Genomic DNA, 23,634 nt, shown 5'->3' on the forward strand with positions numbered 1-23,634 from the left:
CCGGCGGCGTTCAGCCGCGCAGCGCGGCGCGCATGCTGTCGATCACTGCTTTGTAGTCTGGTTTGCCGAAGATGGCGCTGCCCGCGACGAAGGTGTCGGCCCCCGCAGCCGCCACCCGGGCGATGTTGTCGGCCTTGATGCCGCCGTCCACCTCCAGCCGGATGTCCTTGCCGCTGGCCTCGATGCGGCGGCGGGCCTGCTCGATCTTGCGCAGTGCCGAGTCGATGAACCCCTGGCCACCGAAGCCGGGGTTGACGCTCATGATGAGGATCAGGTCGATGTCGTCGATCAGCCAGTCCAGCACGTCCAGCGGCGCGGCCGGATTGAACACCAGGCCGGCCTTGCAGCCGCGCGCCCGGATCGCCTGCACGCTGCGGTGCGCATGCGCCGACGCATCGGGATGGAAGCTGATGTAGTCGGCACCGGCCTCGGCGAACGCCTGCGCCAGCGCATCGACCGGTTCGACCATGAGGTGCACGTCGATCGGCACCGGCGTGCCGTCGGCGCGCCGGGCATGCGGCTTGAGCGCCGAACAGACCATCGGGCCGAAGGTCAGGTTCGGGACGTAGTGGTTGTCCATCACGTCGAAATGGATCCAGTCGGCCCCCGCCGCGATCACGTTCTTCAGTTCCTCGCCCAGCCGGGCGAAGTCCGCGGAGAGGATGGACGGGGCGATGCGATGGAGGGTGCTCATGGCGCGGATTCTCGCAAATGCGATGCCGGGTACGATCCGCCGATGGCCAGGTACCAGCTCCACGTCGAGGTTCAGCCGGCGTTCCTTCCCGATGAGTCGGCCCCGGAACAAGGCGTCTTCAGCTTCTCCTACACCGTCACGGTCACCAACACCGGCGAGGTCGCCGCCCAGCTGATCTCGCGCCACTGGATCATCACCGACGCCGCCGGCCGGGTGGAAGAGGTCAAGGGGCTGGGCGTGGTCGGCCATCAGCCCTTGCTGCAGCCGGGGCAGTCGTTCCAGTACAGCAGCGGCTGCCGGCTGCGCACGCCCGGCGGCAGCATGGAAGGCAGCTACTTCTGCGTCGCCGAGGACGGCGAGCGCTTCGAAGCGCCGATCGCACCGTTCCTGCTGGAAGACGGCACGCGCCGCGTGCTGCACTAGGACAGACGGCGCCGGCTCGGCACGTCGCGCTCCTGTTTTCATAGCACCTGTCAGCACCTTGTCCTACATGCTGAGCCAGCCGGCGGCCCGTACATTGCGGCGCGGGGGAAGCGCATGATCGACATCACTGCCATCTGGGGCCAGTGGCTCAGGCCCTCGGCTGGACTGCCGACCGTGCAGTGGTCGCTCCTGCTGGCACTGGCGGCCGCGGCCGGCCAGCTGGTGCAGCGGCACATGGCCCTGCCCAAGGTGGTCGGCTACTCTGCCGTCGGCACGCTGGCCGGCCTGGCCGGCTTCAGCGGCGTGCCCTGGCCGCTGCAGGGCATCGGCCTGTTCCTGCTGGAGCTCGGCGTGTCGATCGTGCTGTTCGAGACCGGCGGCCGCATCGCGCTGCGCTGGTTCCGGCACAACCCGATGGTGCTGCTGCAAAGCCTGCTGGAAGCTGCCCTCACCTATGCGCTGGTGTACGTCGCGATGCGCTGGCTGGACGTGCGGCCCTCGGTCGCCGATGCGCTCGCCCTGATTGCCATCGTGTCCTCGCCCGCGGTCCTCAGCCGTGTGGTGGCCGACACGCGGGCCACCGGCCCCGTGACGGACCGGGTGATCGTGCTGTCGGCCCTTGGCGCGCTCTATGCGCTGACGTTCGTGGCGGCACGGGTCGGCGTGCTGCACCGCGAGGAGACCAACCTGGTCGACCTGCTGATGCCGGTGGCGGTGGTGCTGGGGCTGTCGGTCGCGGTGGGCGCGGGGCTGGCGCTCGCGCTGCGGATCGCGCTGCGCCTCATGAGTCCCACCAGCGAGAACACCTCGATCCTGCTGATCGCGACCATCGCGGCCGGCACCACCATCGCCGCGCACTTCGGCGGCTCGGCGCCCCTGTCGGCCCTGCTCGCCGGCCTGCTGCTCAAGCAGCTGAACCCGCGGCCGTGGGCCTGGCCACGCCAGCTCGGCACTGCAGCCTCGCTGCTGGTGATGCTCACCTTCGTGCTGGTCTCGGTGGTCGCTGCCCAGGCGGACTGGGCGCCCGCGGTCGCCGGCGTGGTGCTGGCGCTGGTGGGCGTCCGCGGCGTGGCCAAGGTGCTGGGCGTGCTGGTGGCCAACCCGGGCAGCGGCACCAGCTGGCGGCAGGCGCTCATGGTGGGCTGGGCGATGTCGCCGATGTCGTCGGTGGCGCTGCTGCTGGTGTCGCAGTTCGCCTCGGCCTCGATGACGCTGGGCCCCCGCATCGCCGGCATCGCACTGCCCGCGATCCTGCTGATGGAGGTGCTGGGCGCCATCATCGCGACCTACGTGATCCACCAGGCCCGCGAGAGCTCGCGCAGCGTGCCGGTGGCCGGAGCGACGGTTGCCTGAGCCGCGCCTGCCGGACGTCACGCCTGCCGGCGAGTCGCCCGCGGCCACGCCGGCGCTCGAGGCGTTCCGCCACTCCGAGCCGCTCACGCTCGGCGTCGAGCTCGAGCTGCAGCTGGTGAACACGCACGACTACGACCTGGCCCCGTACTCGGACGAGATGCTGCGCCTGATGGGGCGCCTGCAGCTGCCCGGCGCGGTGGTGCCGGAGATGACCTCCAGCATGATCGAGATCTCCACCGGCGTCTGCCAGTCGGCCGCGCAGGTGCTGGGCGAGCTCTCGCAGCTGCGCGACGCGCTGGTGCGCTGCGCCGACCGCCTCAACATCGCGGTGGTCGGCGGCGGCACCCATCCGTTCCAGCAGTGGCACCAGCAACGCATCTACGACAAGCCGCGCTTTCGCGAACTGTCGGAGCTGTACGGCTACCTCTCCAAGCAGTTCACCGTGTTCGGCCAGCATGTGCACGTGGGCTGCCCCGACGCCGATGCGGCGCTGCTGATGCTGCACCGGATGTCGCGCTACATCCCGCACTTCATCGCGCTGTCGGCCTCGTCCCCCTTCGTGCAGGGACAGGACACGCAGTTCGACTCCGCGCGGCTCAACTCCGTGTCGGCGTTTCCGATGTCCGGCCGCGCGCCGTTCACCCTCAGCTGGCGCGGCTTCGAGGATTTCTTCGCGCGCACCACCCGCACCGGCGTGGTCAAGAGCATGAAGGACTTCTACTGGGACATCCGGCCCAAGCCCGAGTACGGGACGATCGAGATCCGGGTGTTCGACACGCCCCTGACCGTGGAGCGGGCCGCGGCCCTGGCCGGCCTGGTGCAGACGCTCGCCGCGTGGTTCCTGCACGACCAGCCCTTCGTGCCCCAGGAGGACGACTACATGGTCTACACCTACAACCGCTTCCAGGCCTGCCGCTTCGGGCTGGAGGCGGTCTACGTCGATCCGGTCAGCGGACGCCACATGCCGCTGCGCGACCACCTGCTGCAGACCCTGCGCCAGTTGTCGGACCATGCACGACGGCTGGGCACCGGGCCGGCGATCCAGCTGCTCGGCGAGGATGCCGAACTCGGCACCAACGATGCCCGCTGGCTGCGGCAGCAGCAGTCGCGGGAGCGCCTGCTGGCGGAGGTGGTGCGGCAGGGCGCGCAGCGCTTCGAAGGTCGGCGCTAGCTCGGGCTCGGCTGATGCCGGCTGCGGCCGCCGTCCTACAGCCGGGCCGCGCAGGCCCTTCCAGAATCGGTCGCAGCAATCAACCTGGAGAACTTTCGATGTCGACCCTCGGAACCATCCTCGTCGGCTTCATCGTCGGCCTGCTCGCCCGCGCACTGAAGCCGGGCAACGACCGCATGGGCCTGATCATGACCACGCTGCTGGGCATCGCGGGCGCGTTCATTGCCCGCTATGCCGGCACGGCGATGGGCTGGTACCACGAAGGCGAGCCCGCGGGCTGGATCGCGTCGATCGTCGGCGCCATTGTCCTGCTGGTGATCTACGGCATGCTGCGCGGGAGCTCGCGCCGGGTCTGACACCCGCCACGCGTGCCGCGCTATCCTCGCCGGCACGCATGGGTGAATTCGACCTGATCGACCGTTTCTTCCGGCGCCCCGCAGGCGCTGCGGCGGCGGGTGTGGCGCTGGGCATCGGCGACGATTGCGCGCTGCTCGCGCCGGCACCGGGCATGCAGCTGGCGGTGTCGTCCGACCTGCTGCTCGAAGGGCGCCATTTCCTGTCCACCGTCGACCCGGTCCGGCTGGGGCACAAGGCGCTTGCCGTCAACCTGAGCGACCTGGCCGCCTGCGGTGCGCGCCCGCTCGCCTTCACGCTGGCGCTGGCCCTGCCTGGCGCCGACGAATCCTGGCTGGCGGGCTTCTCGCAGGGACTGCTGGCGCTGGCGCGGACGCACGGCTGCGCGCTGGTGGGCGGCGACACCACGCGCGGCCCGCTGGCGATCTGCATCACCGTCTTTGGCGAGGTGCCCACCGGCCAGGCGCTGCTGCGCTCGGGCGCCCAGGCCGGCGACGATCTGTACGTCAGCGGCACACTGGGCGACGCACGGCTGGCACTGGAAGCCTTCCGCGGCACGGTGCAACTGCCCGCCGCGGTGTTCGAGGCGGCGCGTGCGCGGCTGGAGCAGCCCACGCCGCGGGTGGCGCTCGGGCTGGCCCTGCGCGGCATTGCGACGTCAGCGATCGACGTGAGCGACGGCCTGCTCGGCGATCTGGGCCATGTCCTGGCGGCCTCGGGCCTCGGCGCCGCGATCGAGCTGCCAGCCGCGGCCGGACTGCTCGCGGCGCGCGGCCAGGCGCACGCCGCCGACCTGCCCGAGCAGTCGCTGCAATGGCGCTGCGTGCTGGCCGGCGGTGACGACTACGAACTGGCGTTCACCGCGCCGCAGGCCCGGCGCGACGCCGTGCTGGCGGCTGCCCGCAGCGCGGCGACGTCCGTCTCCCGCATCGGCCGCATCGAGGCGCAGCACGGCATCCGCTTGCTCGACGCCGAGGGCCGCGCCGTCCCGCACGAGTTCCGCTCGTTCGACCACTTCGCTTGAGGCTCGCGACGGTCGGCGGGCGGTCCCGGCCGGCCGTTGTGGTTCCACCATGCTGCGCTGCCGCGCCCTCCTCGCCCCCCTCCTCGCCGCCCTTCTGCTTCCGCTGGCCGCCGCCGCGGCGCCCGCGCGCAGCTACCAGGCCACCGTCACCTATGTCACCGACGGCGACACCGTCTGGGTGCGCCGCGTGCAGGGTGGCCAGCGCATCCAGGTGCGCGTGCAGGGCATCGACGCGCCGGAGATCTGCCAGGCCTGGGGCCAGCGGGCACGCGACGCGCTCCACCGCCGGTTGCAAGGTCAGCGCGTCACGGTGTCCGAACGCGGGCGGGACGACTACGGCCGCGTGGTCGCGCGCCTGCACCTCTCGGGCGAGGACGTCGGTGGCTGGATGGTGTCGCAAGGACTGGCCTGGTCGCCCGGCTACCGCCGGCAGCCTGGGCCCTACGACCGGCTGCAGGCCCATGCGCGGCAGGCCGGGCGCGGGCTGTGGTCGCAGCACGATGCGCTGGAGCCGCGCCGCTTCCGCCAGCGGCACGGGCGTTGCCCGCCGCGCGATCAGCGTTGAGCACCACGACGGGACACCGGAGACCGCACACGCCGGGGCAGTCGCGATCGCGCGCGCCATGTCGCGTGTCGGGGACCCACCGGCGCCCCGAGCCTCGACAAGGACCGCCCTGCGCCGCGCAGGCTGCCCGCGCGCGGCGCGCCGGCAGGGGCTTCGCTACCATCGGTGCCGTGCGCACCCTCGCCTTCGACGACCTGCTGCTGTTCACCCGCGTGGCCGAGCTGGGCAGCCTGTCGGCCGTGGCCCGCGAGCGCGAGGCGCCGGTCAGCCAGGTGTCACGCGCACTGGCGCGCATTGAAGGCTCGTGCGGCGCCCGCCTGGTCCACCGCTCCACGCATGGCCTGTCGCTCACGGCGGAAGGCGAGACCTTCCTGGCCTACGGCCGGCGGCTGCTCGGCACGCTGGACGAGCTGGAAGGCGAGTTCGCCGCTTCCACGCGTGAGGCGCGCGGCGTGGTGCGGATGGCGGCCAGCACGGTCGTGGCGCACTACCAGATGGTCCCGGGGCTGGTGGGACTGGCGCAGCGCCATCCCCAGCTGCGGGTCGAGCTCGAGGTGGGCGATCGCCTCGTCGACATGGTCCGCGAGGGCATCGACCTCGCGATCCGCGCCAGCACGCACCTGCCCGACACCGTGGTCGCCCGCCAGATCGGCACGCTCGGCCGCGCCTTGTACGCCGCGCCGGCGTACGCGGCGCGCGCGGGCCTGCCCCGGCATCCCGACGCGCTGCGCGACCACCAGCTGGTCACCAACAACGCCGTGCCAATGCTCAACCAGTGGCCGTTCCGGATCCAGGGCCGCAGCGTGGTGCTGGCGGCCGAGGGGCACTGGCGCACCAACGACACCAACATGGCGGCCACGATGGTGCTGGAGGGCCTGGGCATCGGGCGGCTGGCCACGCTGGTCGGCGACGAGCTGGTGCGGCAACAGCGGCTGGTGCCTGTGTTGCCGGCGCATGTGGACCTGCAGCCGGTGCCGGTCTACGCCGTGACCGCCGGCGCGCGCCACCGGCTCCCCAAGATCAAGGCCTGCATCGACTACTGGGCCGAATGGTTCGGCCAGCGCCGGTCGCCGGCCGCCCGCACTGCATGACGCCCACCGACACACCCCCCCTGGGCGCTCCGCCCGCCGCCGCCGTCCGCCCCACGCCGCGCTTCCTGTTCGCCCATCCCGCGCACGCCATCGCCCTCGGGTTCGGCGCTGGCCTCAGTCCGGCCGCGCCGGGCACCGTGGGCACGCTGTGGGCCTGGGCCGCCTGGCTGGTGCTGCAGGCCTGGCTTGCGCCGGCCGCGCTCGGCTGGGTCGTCCTGGCCAGCCTGCCGGTGGGCTGGTGGGCCGCCACCGTGACCGCGCGCCACCTGGGGCTGCTGGACCCTGGGAGCATCGTCGTCGACGAGGTGATGGCGTTCTGGCTGGTGCTGTGGCTGGTGATGCCGGCGGGCTGGATCGCGCAGCTGGTCGCCTTCGCGCTGTTCCGGTTCTTCGATGCGGCCAAGCCCGGCCCAGTCGGGTGGGCCGACAACCTGTTCCACGGCTTCGGCTGGCGCGGCGGCCTGGGGATCGTGTTCGACGACCTGGTGGCGGCGTTCTGCACGCTGTTCGTGATCGCGCTGTGGAGGCATTTCGCATGAACGACACCGTGCACGGGCTGTGCCGCGATCTCGCCGCCGAGCTGCTCGACCGGGGCTGGATGCTGGCGACGGCGGAGAGTTGCACTGGCGGCCTGATCGCGGCCAGCTGCACCGACCTGGCGGGCTCCAGTCAATGGTTCGAGCGCGGCGTCGTCAGCTATTCCAATCAGGCCAAGGCCGAACTGCTCGGCGTGGATCCGGCGCTGATCGCCGCGCAGGGCGCGGTCAGCGAGGTGGTCGCGCGCTCGATGGCCTTCGGGGCCGCGCGCCAGTCGCGCGCCCAGGTGTCGGTGGCGGTCACCGGCATCGCCGGCCCGGGCGGCGGCAGCCCGGACAAGCCGGTCGGCACGGTCTGGTTCGGATTTTCGGTGGATGGCCGGCTGTTCAGCGAAACGGTGCGCTTCGACGGCGACCGGGCGGCGGTGCGCCAGGCAACCGTGCAGCATGCGCTCACCCGGTTGCTGGCCCTGGTGCGCGCGGCCTGAGCAAGGGGGACCGATGGCCTGGTTCGATGGCTTCACGCGTGAAGTGCACGAGGTCAACGGGGTGCGGCTGCACGTGCGGCACGGTGGCGACCGGCGCAAGCCGGCCCTGTTGCTGTTGCACGGCTTTCCGCAGACGCATGCGATCTGGCACCGGGTGGCGCGCCAGCTGGCCGGCGACTATTTTTCCTGGTGATGCCCGACCTGCGCGGCTATGGCGACTCGTCGATGCCAGCGGGCCAGGCAGACCATGCCAACTACAGCAAGCGTGCGATGGCGGCGGACATGGTGGCGCTGATGTCGGCCCTGGGTGTCGGCAGCTTCCACCTCTGCGGTCACGACCGCGGCGGCCGGGTGGCGCACCGCCTGGCGCTCGACCATCCGCAGCGGGTGCGTCGCCTTTGCGTGCTCGACATCGCGCCGACGCTCGACATGTACGAGGCCACGAACATGGCCTTCGCGCGGGCCTACGAGCACTGGTTCCACCTGATCCAGCCGGCACCGCTGCCCGAAACCATGGTCGGCGGCGCGCCGCGGCTGTACCTGCATGCCAAGCTGGGCGGTTGGGGCGCGGGCGGCCTGTCGCACATCGAGCCCGAGGCGCTGGCCGAGTACGAACGCTGCTTCTGCCGCCCGGAGGCGATCCATGCCGCGTGCGAAGACTACCGGGCCAGCGCCGGGATCGATCTTGAGCACGACCGCGAAGGCCGGGCGCTGGGCGACAGGATCGGCTGCGACCTGCTGGTGCTGTGGGGCGCACGCGGCCTCGTGGGCCGCCTGTTCGATCCGCTCGCGCTCTGGCGGGCGCAGTGCCGGGGCGAGGTGAGCGGCCAGGCACTGCCTTGTGGTCACTTCATCCCGGAGGAACTGCCCCAGGACACGGCGGACGCGCTCTGGTCGTTCTTTCGCGACTGACCCGGCAGGCACGGCCGGCGCGGCGGCGCGGCGCCGGGATCCGCAGGGCCGTGGCGCTTCTGGTCACGGGCTCACCCTGCCCCTGCCCCGAGGGCGGCCGCACCGGGACCGGGCCGCGGCTCACGCGCCGTGGCACTTCTTGTACTTCTTGCCGCTGCCGCACGGGCAGGGATCGTTGCGCCCGGGCTCGGCCGCCTTGCGCACCTGCTGGACCCGCGGCCCCAGGCTCTTCCAGAACTGGCGCAGGTCGTACACCGCCCAGACCGCCTCGCCAAAATCGTTCAGCCGGGCATCGCTGACGCTGGGCGGGCCGTCCTCGGTGTGCAGGTTGAGCGCGGGAACGCCGGTGTCCGGCTCGGCCAGGTGGCCGATCACATCGAGTGCGTCGTCCAGCATCTCGGCCGCTTCCTTGTCACGCGGCGCTGCCCACTCGTCGGCCCAATGGCCCACCACGTGGAGGAAGCCTTCGGCCCAGGCCTCGCCGAACGAGGGCAGCTGCGCAACATCGGCATCGCCGCGCTCGGCTTCCGACAGCGCGAGGACCGCGCCGCGCACGTCCAGCACTTCCGGCTGGTAGGCACGCTCGTCCTCCAGCGTCTCGACCTGGGCGTCCAGCGCCTGCGCGATCTCCTGCCAGCGCCGGCGCCAGCGCCAGACGAACTCCATGTGCTCCATCGGCCGGAATCCCTCGCCGAACAGCACCGGCCAGTACTCCTCGGGCTCGATCACGCGCCGCGTGCACACCAGTGCCGCCAGGAAGCCTTCGCAGAATTCCCAGTCGGGTGTGAGTTCGTCGTGCTCGCGCAGCGCATCGAGTTCGGCGTCGAGCGCATCGAAGTCGTCGGGGCCGAGCGGCGCCGGATCGGGAGTGTCGGTCGTCATGGGTCAGGTGGCGGCTTCGTAGTGGCGGCACGCCTGCACGTCCAGCCGGGCCAGGCGCTTGCGCATCGCGAGCACCTCGCCGTCCTTGCTGAGCAGCAGCGCCGCGCGTTCGACCGCCAGGTCGATGAATTTCTGGTCGTCAGGATCGCCGCAGGTGACCGGCGCCTTGGCCGCCTCGTCCACCACGGTCGCATGCCGGTCGAACCCCGCCAGCACGTCGTGCGCCGTGAGTCCACGAAACGCCAGGCGCGGGGCGATCTGCGGATACGCAAGCACGCGCGCGAGCTCGTCGCGCATCGCGGCGGTGGCCAGCCAGCGCAAGCGGCCTTCGCGCAGCGCCGGCAGCAGCGGGCGGGCGGCGGCGTCGTCGAAGACGAACACGTCCAGCACGACGTTCGTGTCAAGCACCAGGGGCTGCATCGCGCGCGCGGGCCGAACCGGCCACCATGTCGAACCGGAACAGCCGGCACTCGATCGGGCCGTTCCACATCGGGACCCGGCGCGATTCCTTCAGGCGCATGCGCGAGGGCAGCTTCAGGTCCGGCGTGAGCACCCACGCCGTCCAGCCGGCGTAGTGCTTCTTCCAGTGCGCGGCCAGCTGGGTGAAGAAATCTCCAGCGCCCTCGGTCTCGGGCCGTTCACGGCCACGCTGCGTCTGGCCAGCCACGCCCGCGGTGCCGATCCGCTCGCCGTAGGGCGGGTTGACCAGCATCAGGCCGGGCACATCGCTCGGGGGCATCCGCTGCAACGCGTCGCCGCCACGGAACTGCACGGCGGCCGCGACACCGGCGCGTTCGGCATTGCGCTGGGCGAAGTCGACCATGCGGAAGGCGACGTCGCTGCCGAACACCGGTGCCCGACTGGGCCGCTCGCCGGCACGGGCTTCCTCCTTCAGCCCGGCCCAGACATGCGCCTGGTGCGGCAGCAGGCGCTCGAAGCCGAAGCGGCGGCGCCCCCCCGGCGCGATGCCGCAGGCCACCTGCGCCGCCTCGATGGCGATGGTGCCGCTGCCGCAACAGGGGTCGTAGAGCGGGGCGGTGCCGTCCCAGCCGCTGGCCGCGAGCATCGCGGCCGCCAGCGTCTCCTTGAGCGGGGCCTCGCCCTTGTCCTCGCGCCAGCCGCGCTTGAACAGCGGCTCGCCCGACGTGTCGATGTAGAGCGTGCAATGGGTGCTGGTCAGGTGCGCGTAGACGCGCACGTCGGGCCGCTGAGTGTCGACATCGGGGCGCCCGCCGGCCCTCTGGCGGAAGCGGTCGGCCACCGCATCCTTGATCTTCAATGCCGCGAAGTTCAGGCTCTTGAGCGGGCTGTGCTGGGCCGTGACCTCGATCTTGAAGCTCTGGCGCGGGGTGAACCAGATCTCCCAGGCGATCGCCGCCGCCGCGTCGTAGAGGTCCTGCTCGGCGCGGTAGGGCGTGTGCGACAGCTGCACCAGCACCCGCTGCGCCAGCCGGCTGTGCAGGTTCAGGCGCAGCGCCTCGCGCCAGGGCGCCCGCGCCAGCACGCCGGCACGGCCGACCAGCAGGTCGTCGCCGGCCAAGCCGGTGAGGCGGTGCACCTCGTCGGCGAGGAGGTCTTCGACCCCCGCCGCGCAGGGCAGGAACAGTTGCAGGTCACTCATGGCAGATGGGCGGCGGCAGCCGCGGTCAGAGCGCCTTGCGCAGGTTGGCCGGCGCGATGCGCAGGGCTTCCCGGTACTTGGCGACGGTGCGGCGGGCGCACTCGATGCCCTGCTCCTTGAGCATGTCCGAGATCTGGCTGTCCGACAGTGGCTTCTTGGCGCTCTCCGATGCGACGAACTGCCGGATCAGGGCGCGCACGGCCGTGGACGAGGCGTTGCCGCCGGTTTCGGTGCCCAGCGCCGAGCCGAAGAAGTACTTCAGCTCGAAGGTGCCGAACGGGGTCGACATGTACTTGGCCGTCGTGACGCGCGAGATGGTCGACTCGTGCAGGCCGAGTTCGTCGGCGATCTCCCGCAGCACGAGCGGGCGCATGGCGAGTTCGCCGTGCACGAAGAAGTTCTTCTGGCGTTCGACGATGGCATTGGACACGCGCAGGATGGTGTCGAAGCGCTGCTGGATGTTCTTGATGAACCAGCGCGCCTCCTGCAGCCGCTGCTGCAGCGCCTGGTGGCCTTCTCCCCGGTGGGCCTTGAGCGCGCCAGCGTACACATCGTGCACCCGCAGCCTCGGCATGACGTCGGGATTGAGCTGGACACGGAAGCGGAACTGGTTGCCGCGGCCGACCTTGGTCACCAGCACGTCCGGGATCACCACGTTGCGCTCGACATCGACGAAGCGCCGGCCGGGCTTGGGCTCCAGCCGCGTGATCATCGCCATCGCCGCCTTGATGCGGCCCTCGGACTCTCCGCACAGCTGGGCCAGCCGCTTGACGTCGCGCCGGGCCAGCAGGTCGATCGGCTGCCGGCAGATGGCGAGCGCCGCGTCGCACACGGCCGGATCACGTTCGCCGCGCAGCGCCTGCAACTGCAGGGTCAGGCATTCGGCCAGCGAGCGGGCCCCGACACCGGCCGGATCGAGATGGTGCAGCAGCCGCAAGGCGACCGTGAACCGGTGGACCAGCTCCTCCTGCTGCTCGGCGTCGTCGGGGGCCAGGCCGGCGGCCAGCGATGCGAGCGAGTCCTCGAGGTAGCCGTCGTCGTTGAGCGACTCGATCAGGAACCGCAGCGCCGCGCGGTCCTCTTCGGCCAGCCGCAGGGCGAGCGCCTGCCGGTGCAGATGGGCCTGCAGCGACTCGTGGCTGCGCGCCAGGTCGGCCGCGTCCACGTCGTCCTCGTCGCCCAGGTTGTTGCGACGGGCCTGCGCCTCGCCACCCCATTCGCCGTCGTCCGGCACCACTTCCGTGCTGCCGTCCCCTTCCCAGTCGTGCGGCTCGCCGTCGGTGGCCGTGGTGGAGGACTCGCCGTCGGCGGTCCCGGACGAACGGTCGCCGTCGCTGCCGGCGAAATCGATGCTGCCGCCCAGGTCGGCCGACTCGGCCTCGCGCTCGCCTTCGGACACCGGCGCGTCGGCCTGCGCCAGCCCGAACTCCTCGCGCGGGGCTTCGTCCTGGTTCAACTCGAGGAAGGGGTTGTCGCCGAGCATCTGCTCGATTTCCTGCGACAGCTCCAGGGTGGACAGCTGGAGCAGGCGGATCGACTGCTGCAGCTGCGGCGTGAGCGCCAGGTGCTGCGAGACCCGAAGCGAAAGGCCCTGCTTCATGGGGAACACTGCAGGCCCATCGTCACATTCGGAAGTGCTCGCCGAGGTACACGCGGCGCACGTCGGCGTTGTTCACGATCTCCGCCGGCGTGCCCTGCGCCAGCACGTTGCCGTCGCTGATGATGTAGGCGTGGTCGCAGATGCCCAGCGTCTCGCGCACGTTGTGGTCGGTGATCAGGACACCGATGCCGCGCGACTTCAGGAAGCCGATGATGCGCTGGATCTCGATCACCGCGATCGGGTCGATGCCGGCGAACGGCTCGTCCAGCAGGATGAAGCGCGGCTGGGTGGCGAGCGCGCGCGCGATCTCCACGCGGCGCCGCTCGCCGCCCGACAGGGCCACGGCGGGCGAATCGCGCAGGTGGTCGACCCGCAGATCCTCCAGCAGCGCCGTGAGCCGCTGCTCGACGGTGTCGCGCGACAGCGGGCGCCCGTCCGGGCCGTGCTGCAGCTCCAGCACCGCACGCACGTTGTCGGCCACGTTCAGCTTGCGGAAGATGGAGGCCTCCTGCGGCAGGTACGACAGCCCCAGCCGCGAGCGGCGATGGATCGGCATGTGCTCGACCGGCTGCCCGTCGATGGAGATCTCGCCCGCGTCGGCGCGCACCAGCCCCACGATCATGTAGAAGGACGTGGTCTTGCCCGCGCCGTTGGGACCGAGCAGTCCCACCACGTCGCCCTTGTCGACGCCCAGCGAGACGTCCTTGACCACCTTGCGGCTGCCGTAGCTTTTCTGCAGGTGCCGCGCTTCGAGCCGGCTGGGCGCCTCGGTCGGCGCGGCGGCGTGGCCGACGGCGTCGTCGGGACCGATCCTCACTTGGGCTCCCCGGCCAGGCCCGGGCTCGACCGCAACTGCGCGGGGGGCGCGGCCGGCGCCGCCGGTGCGCGCGCCGCGCCCGGGACGCCCGGCCCCGAGGCGCCGTCGCGCGGGCCGAGCATCGCGCGCACCCGGCCGCCCGGGGTGGGCGCCGCGGCGCCGCCGTCGACCGTGAACACGTCGCTGGTGTTCTCGTAGGTGATGATGCCGCCGGTGATCTCGTCGACCATCGCGCTGCCGCGGAAGCGGCGCAGCTCGGCCCGCCGGATGAACTTGACGCGGTCGGCCTTGCCGTCGTACTCGATGGTCTCGCCCTCACCCTCGATGTACTCGTCGACGCCTTCGCGCTTCTGGCGGTAGAAGGCGCGCTTGCCGGGCTCGGCGGTGACCACGCCGTACTGGAAGCCCTCGGCGTCCTGCCGCACGTCGACACGCGCTCCGCGGATGATGATCGTGCCCTTGGTCAGCACCACCCGGCCGGTGAAGATGCTGGTCTGGCGCAGGTCGTCGTAGCGCAGCGCATCGGCCTCGATGTTCATCGGCAGGTTGCGATCGGCCCGCTCGGCCTGCGCCGCGCCGGACCAGGCCAGGGTGAAAGCGAGCAGTGCAGCGGGAAGAACCGGTCTCATAGAGGCATGAATCTTGCTGGCCATTGTAGCCGCCCGGGTGGAGGCCGCCACGAAAAAGGCCCGCCGAGGCGGGCCTTCGGACGATCCAGCGTCGGTCGCGTCAGCGGCTCTTGCGCGCCTCGGCGATCAGGTAGTCGGTGACCAGCAGCGCCTTGGGCATGTTGCCCGCCATCGTGCCGTCGGTGTACCAGCGGCCCGCGATGCCCAGCGCCGGCACGCCCTCGACCTTGAACGCGTCCTGCAGCTGGGAGGCCTTGCGGGCCTTGGTCGACACCGAGAACGAGTTGTAGATCTCCTGGAACTTGGCGCGGTTCAGGCCGTTCTTCTCGGCCCAAGCGAGGATCTGGTCCTCCTTGGCCGTCGGCTGCTTCTGCACGTGGATGGCGTCGAACACCTTGGCATGCAGTTCATCGAGCTTGCCCATTGCCTCCAGCGTGTAGAACAGGCGCTGCTGCGGCACGAAGTCGTCGCGGAAGGCAATCGGCACCCGGCGCAGCACGACGTCCTGGGGCAGCTTCTTGCTCCATGCGGTCAGCTGCGGCTCGAACGCGTTGCAGTGCGGGCAGCTGTACCAGAAGAACTCGATCACCTCGACCTTGCCGGCAGGCGCTTCCACCGGCACGCGCTTGTCGAGCGCCTTGTACTCCTGCCCCTCCTCGGGCTTCTTCTGCGCCCACGCCAGGTGGGGCAGTCCCAGCCCGGCCGCGGCCACGAGGCAAGCGGTCCCGGCGGAAAACTCGCGACGGTTCATCTTCGATCTCTCCTTGAGTCAGTCTGAGCGCGACCGCGGACGAAGGTTCCGCGGCTCAGCGCTGCACGCGCACCAGCGCGGTTTCCACGCCGCCGGCATCCAGCCGTTCCTTGCTGCGCTCCGCGTCGTCCTTCTTGTCGAACGGGCCGACGCGGACGCGGAACACCTGGCGGCCGGACTGCTCGCGCTCGGTCACCTTGGCCTCGATGCCCATGAGCGAGAGCTTGGCGCGCTGCGCCTCGGCGTCCTCCGGCGAGCGGAAGGCGCCGGTCTGCACGAAATACAGGAACGGCTCGGGCGCGTTGGCAGCCGAGCGGGCGGCCGCGAACTCGCCGAGCGGGTCGGCCGACGGCGCCCGGGCCGCGGGCGCCGCCGGATTGGCGGGGGTGATCGGCTTGTCGGGCGCCACGACCCCGGGCGGGGCAGCCGGCGGCGCCGCAGGCGCCGCAGCGGGACCGGGCGGCGCCACCGCCGGGGCGGGCGGCAGCGGTTTGGCCGGATTGCGGCCGTACAGCGGCGCGTTCGGATCCCAGTCCTTGTTCTTCTTGGACTCGGCCGCGTCCTGCTCGGGCGTGCGGCCCTGGTTCTTGCTCAGGAAGGGCACCGGCACCTTGGTGACGTAGACCGCGACCGCCAACGCGGCGGCCAGCCCGATCACCACGCCGATGACGATGCCCACGAGCACATTGCCACGCTGTCTGTTCATCTTGCTCACATCTTCTCGGGTGCGCCCACGCCCAGCACGGCCAGCCCGTTGCGCAGCACCTGCGCCGTCGCGGCCACCAGCGCCAGCCGCGCCTTCTTCACCGTCTCGTCGTCCACCAGGATGCGCTCGGCATCATAGTAGGAGTGGTACGCGCCCGCGAGCTCGCGCAGGTAGAACGTCACATCGTGCGGGGCGAAGTCGGCCGCGGCCGACGACAGCATGTCGGGGTACTTGGCCAGCTGCAGCATCAGCGACAACGCCGCGCCGCTCTCCAGCGCCGACAGGTCGGCCTGCGCCAGCGTGGACACGTCGCCGCCCCACGCGGCGAGCACGGAGCAGATGCGTGCATGCGCGTATTGCACGTAGTAGACCGGGTTGTCGTTGTTCTGCGCCAACGCCAGGTCGACGTCGAAGACGTATTCGGTGTCGGGCTTGCGCGAGAGCAGGAAGAAGCGCACGGCATCCTTGCTCGTCCACTCGACCAGGTCGCGCAGCGTGACGTAGCTGCCGGCGCGCTTGGAGATCTTGACCTCCTGGCCGCCGCGCATCACGCGCACCATGGTGTGCAGCACGTAGTCGGGATAGCCGGCCGGGATGCCGACGCCGGCCGCCTGCAGCCCGGCGCGCACCCGCGCGATGGTGCCGTGGTGGTCGGTGCCCTGGATGTTCACGACCTTGCGGAAGCCGCGCTCCCATTTGGTGATGTGGTAGGCGACGTCGGGCACGAAGTAGGTGTACGTGCCGTCGGACTTGCGCATGACGCGGTCCTTGTCGTCGCCGTAGTCGGTCGAGCGCAGCCAGAGGGCGCCGTCCTGCTCGTAGGTCTTGCCGGCCTCCTGCAGCCTGCGCACGGCCTCTGCCACCTTGCCGCTGGTGTAGAGGCTCGACTCGAGGTAGTACTGGTCGAAGCGGACGGCGAACGCCTGCAGGTCCAGATCCTGCTCATGCCGCAGATAGGCGACCGCGAACTGCCGGATCGAGTCGAGGTCCTCGACGTCGCCGGAGGCGGTGAACTCGCGGTCGTCGGCCTTGACCGTCTTGCGCGCCAGGAAATCGGCGGCGATGTCCGCGATGTAGTCGCCGTTGTAGGCTGCCTCGGGCCAGCCGGCATCGCCCGGCTTCAGCCCCTTGGCGCGCAGCTGCGTCGAGTTCGCCAGGGTGGCGATCTGCACGCCGGCGTCGTTGTAGTAGAACTCGCGGTGCACGTCCCAGCCCTGGGTCGCGTACAGGTTGCAGATGGCGTCACCCAGCGCGGCCTGTCGTCCGTGGCCCACGTGCAGGGGCCCGGTGGGGTTGGCCGAGACGAATTCCACCAGCACCCGCTGCCCGTTGGCGGGCTGGTGACCGTAGCCGGTGCCGGCGGCCAGCACCTCGCGCACGACCTGCTGCTTGGCGGCCGGTTTCAGCCGGATGTTGATGAAGCCGGGGCCGGCGATCTCGATCGCATCCACCCAACGCTCGAACGCCGGGGTCTTCAGCAGGTCGGCCCGGAGGTTCTCGGCGACCTGGCGTGGATTGAGCTTGAGCGGCTTGGCCAGCTGCATCGCGGCCGTGCAGGCGAGGTCGCCGTGGGCGGCCGCCTTGGGCGACTCGAAGACGGCCTTGGCGCCAGCGCCGGGGGAGAGCTGGTCGAGTGCGGACGCGAGCGCGCCCAGCAGTTCGTGTTTCACGAGGAGCATCGCGGGATTTTAAGGATCCGCCCGCGGAGCGCCTCGTCATCCCCCGTAGCCGCGTGCGAGGAAGGTCGCGGCCAGCGGGATGACCGGCACGATGTGCGCCTGCTGCATCACCCAGCGACGCACCTGGCGGACCTCCTCGGCCGGCGGCAGCCCGCGGCCCTGCAGCAGCGCCTTGCGCCAGGCGATGAAGCGCAGGGTCGGCCGGATCGACAGCGCCCCGACCAGCAGGAACAGCCCGAACTTGAGCCACAGGAGCCAGTTGCCGCCGTACCAGGCCAGGCCCTTGGCGCCCAGGAACACGCGCGCCAGACCGGTCACGAGCACGGCCGCGGCGGCGATGCCGTACACGCGATCGACGACCACCAGCCGCTCGACGACGCTGGCGTTGAGCCACTCGGGACGGCACAGCGCCGCTTCGCTGGCGATGAACACCACCAGCGTGAGGATGGCCAGGAGATGGGCGTAGGCGAGAAGCGATTCGAGGGTCATGTGCCGCGCCAGAACTCGGGTTGTCCGAAATGCTGCTTGAGGAACTCGATCCACAGTCGCACGCGCACCGGCATGTGCTTGCGCTGCGGGAACACCGCGTAGATGCCGTTGGGCGGAGCCGCGAACTCGGCCAGCACCTCGACCAGACGGCCGGACTGGATCTCCGACTCGACTTCCCAGGTGCTGCGCCAGGCAATGCCATAGCCCTGCAGGCACCAGTCGTGCAGCACCTGGCCGTCGGTGCAGTCCAGCGGCCCGCCCGGTCGCAGATGGATGACCTCGTGGCCGTCGCCCTTGGGGACCCGGAAGGCCCAGCCGCGCACCTGCGAGGCGTCGCTCGAGAGCGTCATGCAGTCGAAGCGCGCCAGGTCGTTGGGATGCTGCGGCGTCCCGTGCCGCTGCAGGTAGTCGGGCGTCGCGACGCACAGGCGCCGGTTGTCCGCCATGCGCACGCTTACCAGGGACGAATCGGGCAGGTCGCCCACGCGGACGGCGCAGTCGTAGCCTTCGCCGGCGAGATCGACCACGCGGTCGCTGAGGTTCAGCGAAATCGTCACGTCGGCGTGCAGTTCGCGAAAGCGTGGCACCAGCGGCGCGACGTGGCGCCGCCCGAAGCCGGCCGGCGCGGTCACGCGCAAGTGGCCGCTGGCCTTGACGCCACCGGCGCTGACGCTCGCCTCGGCGTTGGCGACGTCGGCCAGCAGGCGCTGGCAATCCTCCAGGAATGCACTGCCTTCGTGCGTCAGGGTCAGCCGCCGGGTGGTGCGCACCAGCAGCTTGACGCCCAGCCGCTCCTCGAGCGCATCCAGGCGGCGTCCCATGATGGCGGGGGCGACGCCTTCGGCCTTGGCGGCGGCCGTGAGGCTGCCACGCGTCGCCACGGAGACGAAGGACTCCAGTTGCTTGAGCTTGTCCATGCTGTCCGGATTATCCGCACGGAAGTCAGGAATCTGCCCGGCCCGGCCCCTCATTGACGGTTGAGTGACGTGGCAGATGCTGCTGGCGGCGTGGCTGCCCCCCAGTGCCGCAGGCCCGCGCGAGCGCCGGCCGCTTGGACAAGGCCAATTCATGCTCTTTTTGTCGCGAATCTAATCACCAGCAGGCATCTAAACCATGAGCCAGGGTTGGAATACAGTCTCGCCTTCATCCCGACTGCCGTGCCCCGAGGAGAGACCGTTCCATGACCGCCCGCACTTCCACCCACCGCCTGGATGTCGCCACCGAGCTGCATCGCTTCATCAACGACCAGGTGCTACCCGGCACCGGCATCGACAGCGACGCGTTCTGGAAGGGCTTCGACGCCATCGTGCACGACCTCGCGCCCAAGAACGCAGCCCTGCTGGCCGAGCGCGAGCGCCTGCAGACGGAGCTGGATCGCTGGCACCGCGCCCATCCCGGCCCGATCCGCGACATGAAGGCCTACCGCGGGTTTCTGGAACAGATCGGCTACCTGGTCCCGCACCCCCGGGGCGCCAAGGCCACCACCACCCACGTCGACGCCGAGCTCGCCATCCAGGCCGGCCCCCAGCTGGTGGTGCCGATCCTGAACGCCCGCTATGCGCTCAACGCCGCCAACGCGCGCTGGGGATCGCTGTACGACGCGCTGTACGGCACCGACGCCATTCCCGAGGCCGGCGGCGCCGACCGCGGCCCCGGCTACAACGAGGTGCGCGGCGCCAAGGTGATCGCCTACGCCCGCCAGGTGCTGGACCAGGCCGCCCCGCTGGCGTCCGGCTCGCACCGCGATGCCACCGGCTACCGGGTCGACGGCGGCCGCCTGGCCGTGTCGCTGCGCGGCGGTGCTGCCAGCGGGCTGAAAGACCCGTCCCAGTTCGTCGGCTTCCGCGGCGATGCGGCGGCGCCTTCGTCGGTGCTGCTGCGCCACCATGGCATTCACCTCGACATCGTGATCGACCGCAGCACGCCGATCGGCAGCACCGACGCCGCCGGCGTCACCGACGTCATCGTCGAAGCCGCGCTCTCGACCATCCTGGACCTCGAGGATTCGGTGGCCGTGGTCGATGCGCAGGACAAGGTGCTCGCCTATGGCAACTGGCTGGGCATCCTGAAGGGCTCGCTCACCGAGCAGGTCACCAAGGGTGGCCGCACCTTCACCCGCGGCCTGAACCCGGACCGCGTCTACACCGCGCCGGACGGGCGGGGCCAGGTGACGCTGCATGGCCGCTCGCTGCTGTTCGTGCGCAACGTCGGCCACCTCATGACCAACCCGGCCATCCTGTGGGACGGTGGCAAGGAGATCCCGGAGGGGATCATGGACGCGGTGATCACGACGGCGATCGCCATCCACGACCTGAAAGGCAACGGTGCCGGCGGCATCCGCAACTCGCGCACCGGCTCGGTGTACATCGTCAAGCCCAAGATGCACGGGCCGGCGGAGGTGGCCTTCGCCGACGAACTGTTCACGCGCGTCGAGCAGCTGCTGCAACTGGCGCCGAACACCGTCAAGCTGGGCATCATGGACGAGGAGCGCCGCACCAGCGTCAACCTGCAGGCCTGCATCGCCGCCGCGCCGGCGCGCGTCGCCTTCATCAACACCGGCTTCCTCGATCGCACCGGCGACGAGATGCACACCGCCATGCACGCGGGTCCGATGATCCGCAAGGGCGACATGAAGAGCAGCGCCTGGATCCAGGCCTACGAGAAGAACAACGTCCTGGTCGGACTGGCCTGCGGCCTGCGGGGCCGGGCCCAGATCGGCAAGGGCATGTGGGCGATGCCCGACCTGATGGCGGCGATGCTGGAGCAGAAGATCGCGCATCCGCGCGCCGGGGCCAACACCGCCTGGGTGCCGTCGCCCACCGCGGCCACCCTGCATGCGCTGCACTACCACCAGGTCAACGTCGGCGCGGTGCAGCAGGAGCTGGAACGGACCGACGCGGACGCCGAGCGCGAAACGCTGCTGAACGGGCTGCTGACGGTGCCGGTCGCCGCCGAGGCGAACTGGACGGCGCAGGAACGCCAGCAGGAGCTGGACAACAACGTCCAGGGCATCCTGGGCTACGTGGTGCGCTGGATCGACCAGGGCGTGGGCTGCTCCAAGGTGCCCGACATCCACAACGTCGGCCTGATGGAAGACCGCGCCACGCTGCGCATCTCCAGCCAGCACATCGCCAACTGGCTGCAGCACGGCGTGGTGACCGAGGAGCAGGTGCGCGAGACCTTCCGCCGCATGGCCGCGGTGGTGGACAAGCAGAACGCCGGCGACCCGCTGTACCAGCCCATGGCCGGCCATTGGGACACCTCGTTCGCGTTCCAGGCGGCGCAGGACCTGGTGTTCAAGGGCCGCGAGCAGCCGGCCGGGTACACCGAGCCCCTCCTGCACGCCTGGCGGCTCAAGGTCAAGGCCGCCCACGCCCGCTGAAAACGTAACGAACTGAATCAGTCGGCAAAGCCGTGCAGGAAACGGCAGAGCCGGACGGTCGAGCTCCCTACACTGGGCGGCAGCCATGGCTGCCCTGCCCAACATCGTCCTGCCCTGCATCAACGAGGCCGTCGCGCGCTCGCGCCGGATGGTGGAGCGGGCCGTCGACGAGGCCGTGCAGGCGCTCGACCAGGAGGCGCTGCAACGCACCAGCGGCCGCGAACGGCGCGAGTTGCAGGACGCCGCCCGTGCCCTGTCCGCCGCCCGCAACTCGTGGTGCACCCGGTTCCCGCCCGCGCTGCGCGCCGCGCTCGAGTCGCCGCCACAGCGCCCGTCCACCCCCGTCACCGTCCGCCCCGGCTCGCTCACGCTGGTCGGCGATGCCGAGCTGATGGAGTCGATCGAGACGGCGCGCCTGGAGCAGCAGCTCGCCCCGCTGGTCGAGCAGCCGCTGGAGGAGCTCGACACGCTGATGAGCGCTGCCCTGCGGCTCGAAGGCGTCCAGCCCGAGCGCAATCCGCTGCGCGTGGCCATCTTCACCGCGGCGCTGCGCGGGCTGATGAACCAGCCGGCGCCGATCGAGCCGGGCTGGCCCGCCCTGTGGATCCGGCACATGGCCGAGCCGCTCTCGCACGACCTGATCCAGATCTACCGCGCGGCCACCCGCCTGTTGCGGCAGGCCGGCGTCCAAGCCGCGAGCTACCGCGTGGTCACCGGCCCGGCGCCCCTCGAGCGGTCCTCCCGGGCAGCCGAGATGCCGCGGGTGTCGCAGCCGATGCCGCTGACCTCGGGCCGCGCGCCCCTGGCCTCCGGTCGTGCCCCCCTGCAGCCGCCGGGCGGGCCCGGTGCGCAGCCCTCCGGCTTCGCCGGCTGGATCGGCCGGGTGATGGAGGCGGTCCGCGGTCCCCTGCTGCACGATTTCCTCGGAGCGGGAACGCCCCAGCTGCCCGTCCACCAGCCGCTCGACGCCTCGTGGTACGCCGGCGTCGACCGCGAACTGGCCGAACTCGAAGCCGGTGCCGACGGCGAAGCGCTCGACGCCTCGGCAGTGCGTGCCCACGAACATCTGCCCCCGGTCGATCGCCCGATGCGGCAGGTCGGCACCGACAGCCCGTTGAACATGGCGGTCTGGGGCCCCATGGGCGCGCCGCGGCAACGCTCGCTGGTGCGCACCCGGCTGAAGAAGCAGGCGCGGCAGGTCGGGCAGGTGGTCGGTCTGGAAGTCGTGCACCAGCTGGTCGACGAGGTGGCCCGCGATCCGCGGCTGCTGGCGCCGGTGCGCGAGGCGATCGTGGCGCTGGAGCCCGCGCTGGCGCGGCTGGCCCTGCATGCCCCGCAGTTCTTCGGCCAGGCCCAGCATCCCGCCAGGCGTCTGGTCGAGCGGGTGGCCGAGCGCAGCTTCCGCTACAACGACGAGTTCGCCGAGGCTTTCGGCGACTTCTTCCAGCCGGTGCAGGCGGGCTTTCGCGCCCTGAACCAGCAGGACGACTTCGAGGACGCCAAGGCCTTCGGCGAAGTGCTCGCGCAGCTGGAGGCCGACTGGGCCCAGCAGGACGAGCTGGAGGCGACCCAGCAGGAAGACGTGCTGGGCGCGGTCCGGTTCGCCGAGCGCCGCCAGGCGACCGCCGAACAGATCGCCTGGGAGCTCAGCCACCGCAGCGACCTGGAAGGCGTGCCTGCCATCGTGCAGGAATTCCTGTACGACCAATGGTCGCTGGTGATTGCCCACGCGCGGCTGTCGGCCCGGGAAGGCGAGCTCGATCCGCACGGCTACATCGCCGTGGTCACCGACCTGCTGTGGAGCGTCAAGCGCGAGGCCACGCTGCGCGACCCGGCGCGCGCCTTCGAACTGATCCCGCTGCTGGTCGGGCGCATCCGCGACGGGCTGGCGCTGATCGGCCAGACGCCGCAGCAGAGCAGCATCTTCGGCGCCCTGGAGCAGCTGCACCGGCCGGTGCTCAAGCTGCGCGCCAAGCACCGCCGCCAGTCGCTCACCCTGCCCGAACCCGAGCGCGAGGGCGACGAGCGGCTGCAGCCGACCTCGCCGCGCAAGCCGGCGCCGACCGAGTCGGTCTGGCTGGCACCCGAGGAGCAGCAGGCCTGCGGCTTCCTCGACCATCCGCTGCAGGAAGGCCCCGGCGCACCCGCACAGCCCGACCAGGCCGGCGCCGACGATGCACTCAGCGACACCGAGGCCGAGTCGCTGATCAGCACCCTGCGCGAGGGCGGCTGGGTCGACCTGCAGTCGGGCGACCGCTGGCGCCGCGCCCGCCTGGTCTGGAGCGGCGCCAACGGCGCCCTCTTCATGTTCGTCAGCGAAGGCGGCGAGCCGCACTCCATGACCCGCCGCAGCCTGCACCGGCTGGTGGTCAACCGGCACCTGCGACCGGTGCAGGCGCACGAAGTCGTGCAGCACGCCATCGACGCACTGTCGCGCGCCCAGCCGCAGGCCATCGCCGCCTGAAGC

Annotated in this window: 23 protein-coding genes and 1 pseudogene; 12 read left to right on the forward strand and 12 right to left on the reverse strand. The window is 71.1% G+C overall.

The genetic code is table 11. The features are described from left to right. Nucleotides 1-10: 10 nt before the first annotated feature. Nucleotides 11-694, reverse strand: a complete 684-nt coding sequence (gene rpe / locus VFE82_RS02025; protein ID WP_324998563.1) for a ribulose-phosphate 3-epimerase — start codon at nucleotides 692-694, stop codon at nucleotides 11-13. A gap of 42 nt (nucleotides 695-736) precedes the next feature. Between rpe and apaG the strand changes: the two genes are divergently transcribed. From apaG to VFE82_RS02075, 10 genes and pseudogenes are all read left to right on the forward strand, one after another. Beyond that, complete coding sequence (apaG, locus tag VFE82_RS02030; protein WP_324998564.1) at nucleotides 737-1,117, forward strand: Co2+/Mg2+ efflux protein ApaG; 381 nt, start codon at nucleotides 737-739, stop codon at nucleotides 1,115-1,117. A 114-nt stretch (nucleotides 1,118-1,231) separates the two neighbouring features. Further along, nucleotides 1,232-2,470, forward strand: coding sequence for a cation:proton antiporter (locus VFE82_RS02035; RefSeq protein WP_324998565.1), 1,239 nt, complete (start codon nucleotides 1,232-1,234; stop codon nucleotides 2,468-2,470). Beyond that, nucleotides 2,463-3,641 carry a YbdK family carboxylate-amine ligase gene (locus tag VFE82_RS02040; protein ID WP_324998566.1) on the forward strand — a complete coding sequence of 393 codons (1,179 nt, stop codon included), beginning with the start codon at nucleotides 2,463-2,465 and terminating at the stop codon, nucleotides 3,639-3,641. The genes VFE82_RS02035 and VFE82_RS02040 overlap by 8 nt, the downstream gene beginning before the upstream one ends. Nucleotides 3,642-3,739: 98 nt before the next feature. Beyond that, nucleotides 3,740-3,997, forward strand: coding sequence for a GlsB/YeaQ/YmgE family stress response membrane protein (locus VFE82_RS02045; protein ID WP_324998567.1), 258 nt, complete (start codon nucleotides 3,740-3,742; stop codon nucleotides 3,995-3,997). A 38-nt stretch (nucleotides 3,998-4,035) separates the two neighbouring features. Then, on the forward strand, nucleotides 4,036-5,019 hold the full coding sequence (thiL, locus tag VFE82_RS02050; protein ID WP_324998568.1) for a thiamine-phosphate kinase: 984 nt from the start codon (nucleotides 4,036-4,038) through the stop codon (nucleotides 5,017-5,019). A 49-nt stretch (nucleotides 5,020-5,068) separates the two neighbouring features. Beyond that, nucleotides 5,069-5,584, forward strand: coding sequence for a thermonuclease family protein (locus VFE82_RS02055; protein ID WP_324998569.1), 516 nt, complete (start codon nucleotides 5,069-5,071; stop codon nucleotides 5,582-5,584). A 170-nt stretch (nucleotides 5,585-5,754) separates the two neighbouring features. Further along, a complete protein-coding gene (locus VFE82_RS02060) occupies nucleotides 5,755-6,675 on the forward strand; it encodes a LysR family transcriptional regulator (RefSeq protein ID WP_324998570.1) in 921 nt (306 codons plus the stop codon). Further along, the gene (locus VFE82_RS02065; protein WP_324998571.1) at nucleotides 6,672-7,214 is read left to right on the forward strand and encodes a phosphatidylglycerophosphatase A; all 543 of its coding nucleotides are present in this window, start codon (nucleotides 6,672-6,674) and stop codon (nucleotides 7,212-7,214) included. Before VFE82_RS02060 ends, VFE82_RS02065 begins: the two co-directional genes overlap by 4 nt. After that, nucleotides 7,211-7,699 carry a CinA family protein gene (locus VFE82_RS02070; RefSeq protein WP_324998572.1) on the forward strand — a complete coding sequence of 163 codons (489 nt, stop codon included), beginning with the start codon at nucleotides 7,211-7,213 and terminating at the stop codon, nucleotides 7,697-7,699. Before VFE82_RS02065 ends, VFE82_RS02070 begins: the two co-directional genes overlap by 4 nt. 13 nt (nucleotides 7,700-7,712) lie before the next feature. Next, a pseudogene (locus tag VFE82_RS02075) lies at nucleotides 7,713-8,611 on the forward strand (alpha/beta fold hydrolase). Nucleotides 8,612-8,731: 120 nt separating this feature from the next. Here VFE82_RS02075 and VFE82_RS02080 read toward each other — a convergent pair. From VFE82_RS02080 to VFE82_RS02130, 11 genes are all read right to left on the reverse strand, one after another. Beyond that, nucleotides 8,732-9,493, reverse strand: a complete 762-nt coding sequence (locus VFE82_RS02080) for a UPF0149 family protein (RefSeq protein ID WP_324998573.1) — start codon at nucleotides 9,491-9,493, stop codon at nucleotides 8,732-8,734. A gap of 3 nt (nucleotides 9,494-9,496) precedes the next feature. Continuing rightward, a complete protein-coding gene (locus VFE82_RS02085; protein ID WP_324998574.1) occupies nucleotides 9,497-9,913 on the reverse strand; it encodes a putative toxin-antitoxin system toxin component, PIN family in 417 nt (138 codons plus the stop codon). Further along, complete coding sequence (locus VFE82_RS02090) at nucleotides 9,894-11,114, reverse strand: THUMP domain-containing class I SAM-dependent RNA methyltransferase (protein ID WP_324998575.1); 1,221 nt, start codon at nucleotides 11,112-11,114, stop codon at nucleotides 9,894-9,896. The genes VFE82_RS02085 and VFE82_RS02090 overlap by 20 nt, the downstream gene beginning before the upstream one ends. Nucleotides 11,115-11,139: 25 nt before the next feature. Then, nucleotides 11,140-12,714 (reverse strand): RNA polymerase factor sigma-54, encoded by a 1,575-nt coding sequence (locus VFE82_RS02095; RefSeq protein ID WP_324998576.1) that lies wholly within the window; start codon nucleotides 12,712-12,714, stop codon nucleotides 11,140-11,142. A 22-nt stretch (nucleotides 12,715-12,736) separates the two neighbouring features. Further along, nucleotides 12,737-13,531 (reverse strand): LPS export ABC transporter ATP-binding protein, encoded by a 795-nt coding sequence (gene lptB, locus VFE82_RS02100; RefSeq protein WP_414708711.1) that lies wholly within the window; start codon nucleotides 13,529-13,531, stop codon nucleotides 12,737-12,739. Further along, nucleotides 13,528-14,160 (reverse strand): lipopolysaccharide transport periplasmic protein LptA, encoded by a 633-nt coding sequence (lptA, locus tag VFE82_RS02105; RefSeq protein ID WP_324998577.1) that lies wholly within the window; start codon nucleotides 14,158-14,160, stop codon nucleotides 13,528-13,530. Before lptA ends, lptB begins: the two co-directional genes overlap by 4 nt. Before the next feature lie 100 nt (nucleotides 14,161-14,260). After that, nucleotides 14,261-14,911 (reverse strand): thiol:disulfide interchange protein DsbA/DsbL, encoded by a 651-nt coding sequence (locus tag VFE82_RS02110; RefSeq protein ID WP_324998578.1) that lies wholly within the window; start codon nucleotides 14,909-14,911, stop codon nucleotides 14,261-14,263. Between the two features lie 55 nt (nucleotides 14,912-14,966). Further along, nucleotides 14,967-15,617, reverse strand: a complete 651-nt coding sequence (locus VFE82_RS02115) for an SPOR domain-containing protein (protein ID WP_324998579.1) — start codon at nucleotides 15,615-15,617, stop codon at nucleotides 14,967-14,969. A 5-nt stretch (nucleotides 15,618-15,622) separates the two neighbouring features. Then, nucleotides 15,623-17,296, reverse strand: coding sequence for an arginine--tRNA ligase (gene argS, locus VFE82_RS02120; RefSeq protein ID WP_324998580.1), 1,674 nt, complete (start codon nucleotides 17,294-17,296; stop codon nucleotides 15,623-15,625). 36 nt (nucleotides 17,297-17,332) lie between these two features. Beyond that, nucleotides 17,333-17,785, reverse strand: a complete 453-nt coding sequence (locus VFE82_RS02125; protein ID WP_324998581.1) for a DUF2214 family protein — start codon at nucleotides 17,783-17,785, stop codon at nucleotides 17,333-17,335. Next, on the reverse strand, nucleotides 17,782-18,702 hold the full coding sequence (locus tag VFE82_RS02130; protein ID WP_324998582.1) for a LysR family transcriptional regulator: 921 nt from the start codon (nucleotides 18,700-18,702) through the stop codon (nucleotides 17,782-17,784). The genes VFE82_RS02125 and VFE82_RS02130 overlap by 4 nt, the downstream gene beginning before the upstream one ends. Nucleotides 18,703-18,965: 263 nt before the next feature. Here VFE82_RS02130 and VFE82_RS02135 point away from each other — a divergent pair, with 263 nt between their 5' ends. Continuing rightward, nucleotides 18,966-21,167 carry a malate synthase G gene (locus tag VFE82_RS02135; RefSeq protein WP_324998583.1) on the forward strand — a complete coding sequence of 734 codons (2,202 nt, stop codon included), beginning with the start codon at nucleotides 18,966-18,968 and terminating at the stop codon, nucleotides 21,165-21,167. Nucleotides 21,168-21,252: 85 nt separating this feature from the next. After that, nucleotides 21,253-23,631 carry a DUF1631 family protein gene (locus tag VFE82_RS02140; protein ID WP_324998584.1) on the forward strand — a complete coding sequence of 793 codons (2,379 nt, stop codon included), beginning with the start codon at nucleotides 21,253-21,255 and terminating at the stop codon, nucleotides 23,629-23,631. Nucleotides 23,632-23,634: the final 3 nt, after the last annotated feature.

The organism is Ramlibacter sp. (genome assembly GCF_035655895.1).
Lineage (GTDB): Bacteria > Pseudomonadota > Gammaproteobacteria > Burkholderiales > Burkholderiaceae_C > Ramlibacter.

What these genes read in the sequence shown, in the direction of transcription:
- VFE82_RS02140 (WP_324998584.1), top strand. Translation starts at nt 21,253, where the DNA reads ATGGCTGCCCTGCCCAACATCGTCCTGCCCTGCATCAACGAGGCCGTC.
- rpe (WP_324998563.1), bottom strand. Translation starts at nt 694, where the DNA reads ATGAGCACCCTCCATCGCATCGCCCCGTCCATCCTCTCCGCGGACTTC.
- VFE82_RS02135 (WP_324998583.1), top strand. Translation starts at nt 18,966, where the DNA reads ATGACCGCCCGCACTTCCACCCACCGCCTGGATGTCGCCACCGAGCTG.
- VFE82_RS02070 (WP_324998572.1), top strand. Translation starts at nt 7,211, where the DNA reads ATGAACGACACCGTGCACGGGCTGTGCCGCGATCTCGCCGCCGAGCTG.
- VFE82_RS02045 (WP_324998567.1), top strand. Translation starts at nt 3,740, where the DNA reads ATGTCGACCCTCGGAACCATCCTCGTCGGCTTCATCGTCGGCCTGCTC.
- thiL (WP_324998568.1), top strand. Translation starts at nt 4,036, where the DNA reads ATGGGTGAATTCGACCTGATCGACCGTTTCTTCCGGCGCCCCGCAGGC.
- apaG (WP_324998564.1), top strand. Translation starts at nt 737, where the DNA reads ATGGCCAGGTACCAGCTCCACGTCGAGGTTCAGCCGGCGTTCCTTCCC.
- argS (WP_324998580.1), bottom strand. Translation starts at nt 17,296, where the DNA reads ATGCTCCTCGTGAAACACGAACTGCTGGGCGCGCTCGCGTCCGCACTC.
- VFE82_RS02130 (WP_324998582.1), bottom strand. Translation starts at nt 18,702, where the DNA reads ATGGACAAGCTCAAGCAACTGGAGTCCTTCGTCTCCGTGGCGACGCGT.
- VFE82_RS02035 (WP_324998565.1), top strand. Translation starts at nt 1,232, where the DNA reads ATGATCGACATCACTGCCATCTGGGGCCAGTGGCTCAGGCCCTCGGCT.
- lptA (WP_324998577.1), bottom strand. Translation starts at nt 14,160, where the DNA reads ATGAGACCGGTTCTTCCCGCTGCACTGCTCGCTTTCACCCTGGCCTGG.
- VFE82_RS02065 (WP_324998571.1), top strand. Translation starts at nt 6,672, where the DNA reads ATGACGCCCACCGACACACCCCCCCTGGGCGCTCCGCCCGCCGCCGCC.
- VFE82_RS02110 (WP_324998578.1), bottom strand. Translation starts at nt 14,911, where the DNA reads ATGAACCGTCGCGAGTTTTCCGCCGGGACCGCTTGCCTCGTGGCCGCG.
- VFE82_RS02125 (WP_324998581.1), bottom strand. Translation starts at nt 17,785, where the DNA reads ATGACCCTCGAATCGCTTCTCGCCTACGCCCATCTCCTGGCCATCCTC.
- VFE82_RS02080 (WP_324998573.1), bottom strand. Translation starts at nt 9,493, where the DNA reads ATGACGACCGACACTCCCGATCCGGCGCCGCTCGGCCCCGACGACTTC.
- VFE82_RS02055 (WP_324998569.1), top strand. Translation starts at nt 5,069, where the DNA reads ATGCTGCGCTGCCGCGCCCTCCTCGCCCCCCTCCTCGCCGCCCTTCTG.
- VFE82_RS02085 (WP_324998574.1), bottom strand. Translation starts at nt 9,913, where the DNA reads ATGCAGCCCCTGGTGCTTGACACGAACGTCGTGCTGGACGTGTTCGTC.
- VFE82_RS02115 (WP_324998579.1), bottom strand. Translation starts at nt 15,617, where the DNA reads ATGAACAGACAGCGTGGCAATGTGCTCGTGGGCATCGTCATCGGCGTG.
- VFE82_RS02095 (WP_324998576.1), bottom strand. Translation starts at nt 12,714, where the DNA reads ATGAAGCAGGGCCTTTCGCTTCGGGTCTCGCAGCACCTGGCGCTCACG.
- VFE82_RS02090 (WP_324998575.1), bottom strand. Translation starts at nt 11,114, where the DNA reads ATGAGTGACCTGCAACTGTTCCTGCCCTGCGCGGCGGGGGTCGAAGAC.